Annotated in this window: 6 protein-coding genes; all 6 read right to left on the bottom strand. The window is 64.5% G+C overall.

The window, feature by feature from the left end:
- Nucleotides 1-112: 112 nt before the first annotated feature.
- The gene (locus tag NKJ84_RS20455; protein WP_254820234.1) at nt 113-334 is read right to left on the bottom strand and encodes a hypothetical protein; all 222 of its coding nucleotides are present in this window, start codon (nt 332-334) and stop codon (nt 113-115) included.
- Nucleotides 335-470: 136 nt separating this feature from the next.
- On the bottom strand, nt 471-1,100 hold the full coding sequence (locus NKJ84_RS20450) for a hypothetical protein (protein WP_352507943.1): 630 nt from the start codon (nt 1,098-1,100) through the stop codon (nt 471-473).
- A gap of 80 nt (nt 1,101-1,180) precedes the next feature.
- Nucleotides 1,181-1,921 (bottom strand): SDR family NAD(P)-dependent oxidoreductase, encoded by a 741-nt coding sequence (locus NKJ84_RS20445; protein WP_352507942.1) that lies wholly within the window; start codon nt 1,919-1,921, stop codon nt 1,181-1,183.
- 74 nt (nt 1,922-1,995) lie between these two features.
- A complete protein-coding gene (gene purF / locus NKJ84_RS20440; RefSeq protein WP_352479226.1) occupies nt 1,996-3,465 on the bottom strand; it encodes an amidophosphoribosyltransferase in 1,470 nt (489 codons plus the stop codon).
- Nucleotides 3,466-3,609: 144 nt separating this feature from the next.
- Nucleotides 3,610-4,281 carry a CvpA family protein gene (locus NKJ84_RS20435; RefSeq protein ID WP_254820238.1) on the bottom strand — a complete coding sequence of 224 codons (672 nt, stop codon included), beginning with the start codon at nt 4,279-4,281 and terminating at the stop codon, nt 3,610-3,612.
- 46 nt (nt 4,282-4,327) lie between these two features.
- Nucleotides 4,328-5,746 (bottom strand): DNA repair protein RadA, encoded by a 1,419-nt coding sequence (gene radA, locus NKJ84_RS20430; RefSeq protein ID WP_352507941.1) that lies wholly within the window; start codon nt 5,744-5,746, stop codon nt 4,328-4,330.
- Nucleotides 5,747-6,000: the final 254 nt, after the last annotated feature.

Genomic DNA, 6,000 nt, shown 5'->3' with positions numbered 1-6,000 from the left:
CCTCGAATGGCATCCCGAACCCCCCAGCGCAAAGCGCGCCAAACTGTTCGCGATGTCCTCGCACACCTGTTCGCGATGTCCCCGGTCCAAACAGGGGGGAGATCACGCTGTCCTACTGCGCCGACGGCTCCTCGGCGTCGCCCTCGTCGGCGAAGGGCGAGGCGCTCGGCACGCACTGCACCGACCAGCCGGCCGGCGTCGGTTGCTTCTGGTATTCGGTTATGGCGAAGGCGCACTGTTCGCGGGTGTCGAATGTGCTGGGCAGCACGACCATGCCGCCTTGCGGGCCGGCGATCACCAGATACCAGACTAACGCTACGCTCGGTGCCGCCATGAGTATTTCCTCGCTCTGCTTGTTTGGGAGTCGCACGATCCTAGCAACTCCGGCCCAGCGGCGAAAGCTGGGCCAAAGCGCGGCGTTAAGCCACGGCATCACAGCCGCGTGATGTCGGTCGTTTTCCGGCTGTGGTTCAGTTCACCGCAAAACAATAGAACAGGCCGTCGCCGCCGGTGCCCTTCAGCGCCTCCTGGCTGCAGCCACCGCGTGACGCATGCGAGGAATTCCACGATTTGGCGGCTGCCGAATCATCGAGGCCGGTACGATCGTGATGACCCATCATCGCCACACCTTCTGCTCCGCTCAGCGTCCAGTCGCCGCAGGTCTGGTCGGCTATTTTCGCGCCATCCGGCTTGGAGCCGGTCAAAACGTCGTGCCGGTTGGGCGTGTCGCCGCGGCCGTTGACCATTTGGCCCTTTTCGTCGAGTGCCGTCTGTTTGGTGATGGCGTTGGCATCGCTATGCAGGGAAGCGACATCATCGGCGATCTTGACGCCCTTGGCGTTGAACCACGGGCCTTTGCCGATACGGTCGCGTGCATCGGTATCGCTGGTCGAGAGATAAGCGCGCCATGTCTTGCCGGTAACGCCCGCGGCTTCGGCCAGTGAACTACAATGGGCGTCGGCGCCGGCCACACCGCCGAGATCGGCGCCTTTGCCGGAGCCGACGCTGGTGACGAAAAAGCTCATCGTTGCCTCCTGCGACGACGTGGCGCCGATAACTGCAAGCAGCGCGGTGGCAGTCAAGAGAAGCAGTCTCCGCATATGGTCCTCCGTTCCTCGAATTGTGGCACCCGAACAACGTTGGTGCCGGCGCAATTCTTCCGGCAAAATGCGATGTGTGGCTACTCCGGCTGCCGGTAGGCGACAAAGCGATTGTGCTTGGCCTGGAAGATCAGCCCGGTCTCCTTGAGCATAGGGCTGGCCAGCGGCACGATACGCTTGGCGATCTCCGAAGGGTGCGGCAGTGTTTCAGGATCCTCGCCGGGTACGGCCTGCGCCCGCATCGCGGTGCGCGTTGCCCCGGGATCGGCGGCATTGACCCTGAGCGGCAGGTTTTCGGTCTCATGCGCCCATGAACGCGTCATGGCCTCGACCGCCGCCTTCGACGCCGCATAAGGCGCCCAGAAGGCGCGTGCGGAGTGGGCAAGGCTGGAGCTCAGCACGATAGCACGGCCGGCATCTGAAAGCCTGAGCAGCGGGTCGACCGAGCGGATCAGCCGCCATGTTGCGGTGACGTTGATGGTCATCACCTTCTCGAAGGTCTTGGCCTCGACATGGCCGATCGGGGCGATGACGCCGAGCACAGCGGCGTTGGCGACCAGTATATCGAGCTTGCCCCAGCGCTCGTGGATGGCGCCGCCCAGCCGGTCGATCCCCGCCATGTCGGCAAGATCGAGCGGGACCAGCGTCGCCTGCCCGCCATCTGCCTTGATCTGGTCGTCGAGTTCTTCCAAGCCGCCGACGGTGCGAGCAACTGCAATCACATGCGCACCGGCCGCGGCAAGCTCCCTGGCGATGAAATAGCCGATACCGCGCGACGCGCCGGTGACGACCGCAACGCGGCCGGAGAGGTCAAGGCTCATACGATGGATTCCGACAGGCAAGGTGAAACCGCCGTAAGGGGCCAAGGGGACGGAGACAAACGGACCGGCAAGGCCTACGACCCACCTGCCGCCAACAGCGACAGCGTGCGCACATTGTCGGAGCCTTCGAAATCGGCAAGCCGGGTCGGATACTGACCGGTGAAGCAGGCGTCGCAGAATTGCGGCTGCTCGTTGTCGCGGCCGGCTTCGCCGACGGCGCGATAGAGCCCGTCTATCGACAGGAAGCCGAGCGAATCGACGCGGATGAACTCGGCCATCTCCTCCACCGACATGCGCGATGCCAGCAGCTTCGATTTCTCCGGCGTGTCGACGCCGTAAAAGCATGAGGCGCGCGTCGGCGGCGAGGCAATGCGCATATGCACTTCCTTCGCGCCGGCATCGCGCACCATCTGCACGATCTTCTGGCTGGTGGTGCCGCGCACGATCGAATCGTCCACCAGAACCACCCGCTTGCCTTCGATCATGCGGCGATTGGCGTTGTGCTTGAGCTTGACGCCCATGTGGCGGATCGAATCGCCGGGCTGAATGAAGGTACGGCCGACATAGTGGTTGCGGATGATGCCGAGCTCGAACGGAATGCCCGCGGCCTGTGAAAAGCCGATCGCCGCCGGCGTGCCCGAATCCGGCACCGGCACGACGATGTCCGCCTCGACCGGGCTTTCCAGCGCCAGCTCGGCGCCGATGCGCTTGCGCACTTCGTAGACATTGCGGCCTTCGACAGACGAATCCGGCCGCGCGAAATAGACATATTCGAAAATGCAGAAGCGGGTCTTCTGCGGCTCGAACGGGAACAGGCTTTCGATCCCCTTGCTGGTGACGACGACCATTTCGCCGGGCTTCAGGTCACGCACGAAACGCGCCCCGATGATATCGAGCGCACAGGTTTCCGAGGCGAGGATCCAGGCACCGTCAAGATCGCCGAGTACCAGCGGGCGGATGCCGAGCGGGTCGCGGCAGCCGATCATCTTCTTGGACGTCATCGCCACCAGCGAGAAGGCGCCTTCGACCTGGCGCACCGCATCGATAAAGCGCGAATTCAGGTCGCGCTCCTTGCTGGTGGCAACCAGATGCAAGAGCGTCTCGGTATCGGAGGTGGAAGAGAAGATGGCGCCTTGCTTCTGCAGCGCGCGCTGCACGGTCATGGCGTTGGTGAGATTGCCGTTGTGGGCGACGGCAAAGCCGCCATCGGCAAGTTCGGCGAAGAAAGGCTGGATGTTGCGCAGGCCGGAGCCGCCGGTGGTGGCATAGCGCGTGTGGCCGATGGCACGGTTGCCTTGCAGGCTGTCGATGACACGCTGCTTGGTGAAGGTGTCGCCGATCAGGCCGACATGGCGTTCGACATGGAATTGGGTGCCGTCGTAGGAAACGATTCCGGCCGCTTCCTGGCCTCGATGCTGCAACGCATGCAGGCCGAGGGTTACGATGGCTGCGGCGTCCTGCCGGCCGAAAATGCCGAACACGCCGCATTCGTCGTGGAAATGGTCGTCGGCTTCGGCGGAAAGCACGTCGTCTGCGTCTGCCATTGAGGCTGCCATTGGGGGCTCAAGCTCCGCTAAAGTCGCCATATAAGGCCATAGCGGATCGAAAGCAACGCACGTCGTGCGGCGTTCACATGATCGTCAGTCTTGATGCCTCGCCAAGTCTGCAGATTGGCAAGTCTGTCGAAATCAGTTTGCCGGCGCCGGGTTTGCAGGTGCCGGCGTCGCGGGCGCATTGTCTGCTGGCGGCGCGTCACTGTCGTCGGGTGCCGGTGCGGTGGCGTCGTCGCCGGCGGCAGGTGCTTCCGCTGCAGGCGCGTCTGGGGCCAGAGGCGTCTCGGTGGCTGGCTGATTCGGATTGAGCTTGTTGAGGATGGCGTTTTCCGGATCCTCGGGCAGCAGGCTTTCGAGCTTGGCGCCGATCGATTCGAGCAGCGGCTTTGACTTGGCGTTGGCAATCCAGCCTGGGGCCTTGGCGCCGGCCAGCCAATTGAAGAAAAGCAGAGCAACAGCGACGACCAGGATACCGCGCGCCGCGCCATAGAGGAAGCCAAGTGTACGATCGAGCGCGCCGATCCTGGAATCGATGATCCAGTCGGCGAGCTTCATGGTGATGACCGAAACGACGATCAGCGCTACAATGAAGACGATACCGGCGGCCGCGGCCATGGCGGCCTTTTCGTTGTCGATATAGGGCTGAATGTAAGGCAGCACCGGCTTGTAGAAGAAGAAGGCGGCCGCCGCGGCGGCTGCCCAGGAGATGATCGACAGGATCTCGCGCGAAAAGCCGCGAACCATGGCGAGCATCGCCGAGACCAGGGTGAAGCCGACGAGAATTCCGTCAAGCAGCGTAATCGGCATGTTTTCGCCCCACTCCGATCTCTTTTTCGCGGCTCGACGAGCCGCATCACTCTCGCTCGTCGACGCGGCTGCGCCGTGAGCCGGCTATGCGCGCCACGAGATCGGCAAGCTCGGTGGGCTGGAAAGCGCCGGCTCCGATCCCCCCGACCCCATTACAACCGACAAGTTCCTCGCTGCCCAGGGGCAGAACCGCGCTTCCGAAACCCAGCTTTTCGGCTTCCTTGAGGCGCTGCTGCGCATGTGCAACCGGCCTCACCGCACCCGAAAGGCTGATTTCGCCGAAATAGACGCAATCGGCGGGAAGGGCAAGACCGGTGAGCGAGGAAACCAGTGCCGCAGCCACCGCCAGGTCGGCCGCCGGCTCCGAAATGCGGTAGCCGCCGGCAACGTTGAGATAGACGTCGTGGGTGCCGAAGCGGACGCCGCAATGAGCTTCCAGAACCGCCAGGATCATCGACAGCCGGGCACCGTCCCAGCCGACGACGGCGCGGCGCGGCGTGCCGAGCGACGACGGTGCTACCAGCGCCTGGATCTCGACCAGCACCGGCCGTGTGCCTTCCATGCCCGCGAAAACCGCGGCGCCCGGCGACTTCGCGTGGCGTTCACCGAGGAAAAGCTCGGACGGGTTGGCGACTTCCCGCAAGCCCTTGTCCGACATTTCGAAGACGCCGATCTCGTCGGTTGGCCCGAAACGATTCTTGACCGTGCGCAGGATACGGAAGTGGTGGCCGCCTTCGCCCTCGAAATAGAGCACCGCGTCGACCATGTGCTCGACGACGCGTGGGCCGGCGATCTGGCCCTCCTTGGTGACATGGCCGACCAGAACGATCGCCGCCCCTGTGGATTTTGCGTAGCGGATCATCGCCTGGGCCGCGGCACGCACCTGGGTCACCGTGCCGGGCGCCGAATCAGCCATGTCGGTCCACAGCGTCTGGATCGAATCGAGAATGACCAGATCCGGCCGCTTGCCATCGGCGATGGTGGCGAGGATGTCCTCGACATTGGTTTCGGCGGCGAGCTCGACCGGGGTGTCGGCGACGCCGAGCCGCTGGGCGCGCAGCCTGATCTGGGCGACCGCCTCTTCACCCGAGACGTAGACGATGCGGTGGCCCTTTGCCGCCAGCGCGGCCGCGGCCTGGGTGAGCAGCGTCGACTTGCCGATGCCGGGATCGCCGCCGACCAGCAGCGCCGAGCCGCGCACGAAGCCGCCGCCCGTGGCGCGGTCGAGCTCGCCGATGCCGGAGACGATGCGCGGCGCGTCCTCGATGTCGCCGGACAAGGTGGTGAGCACTACGGCGCGACCCTTGCGCGCGTTACGGCTATTGGCCGGACCCGAGCCGATGCCGCCGGACGTACCTTCCTCGACCAGCGTGTTCCACTCGCCGCACGCATCGCATTTGCCGGCCCAGCGCTGATGCACCGAACCACAATTCTGGCAGATGAACTGGACGCGCGATTTGGCCATCAGGCGTGGCCCGGTTCGGGTGTGGCAGGTGCCAGCGCAGGATAGGGAGGCGGGACAGCGCCCCCCTCTGTCCTGCCGGACATCTCCCCCACGAGGGGGGAGATCGGACTGAACGTAGGATTTCGCCAATTTTCCGCGTCGCAAAAAAGAGTGGCGTCGCGAGTGACGGCCAATCTCCCCCCATGTGGGGGAGATGTCCGGCAGGACAGAGGGGGGCGCCGTAGAGCGCCGACCGCATTTTCGGGGCGTGGTTT

It is taken from the genome of Mesorhizobium sp. M0048 (assembly GCF_040323405.1).
GTDB lineage: Bacteria > Pseudomonadota > Alphaproteobacteria > Rhizobiales > Rhizobiaceae > Mesorhizobium.
This window is presented reverse-complemented; position numbering and strand designations above follow the sequence as displayed.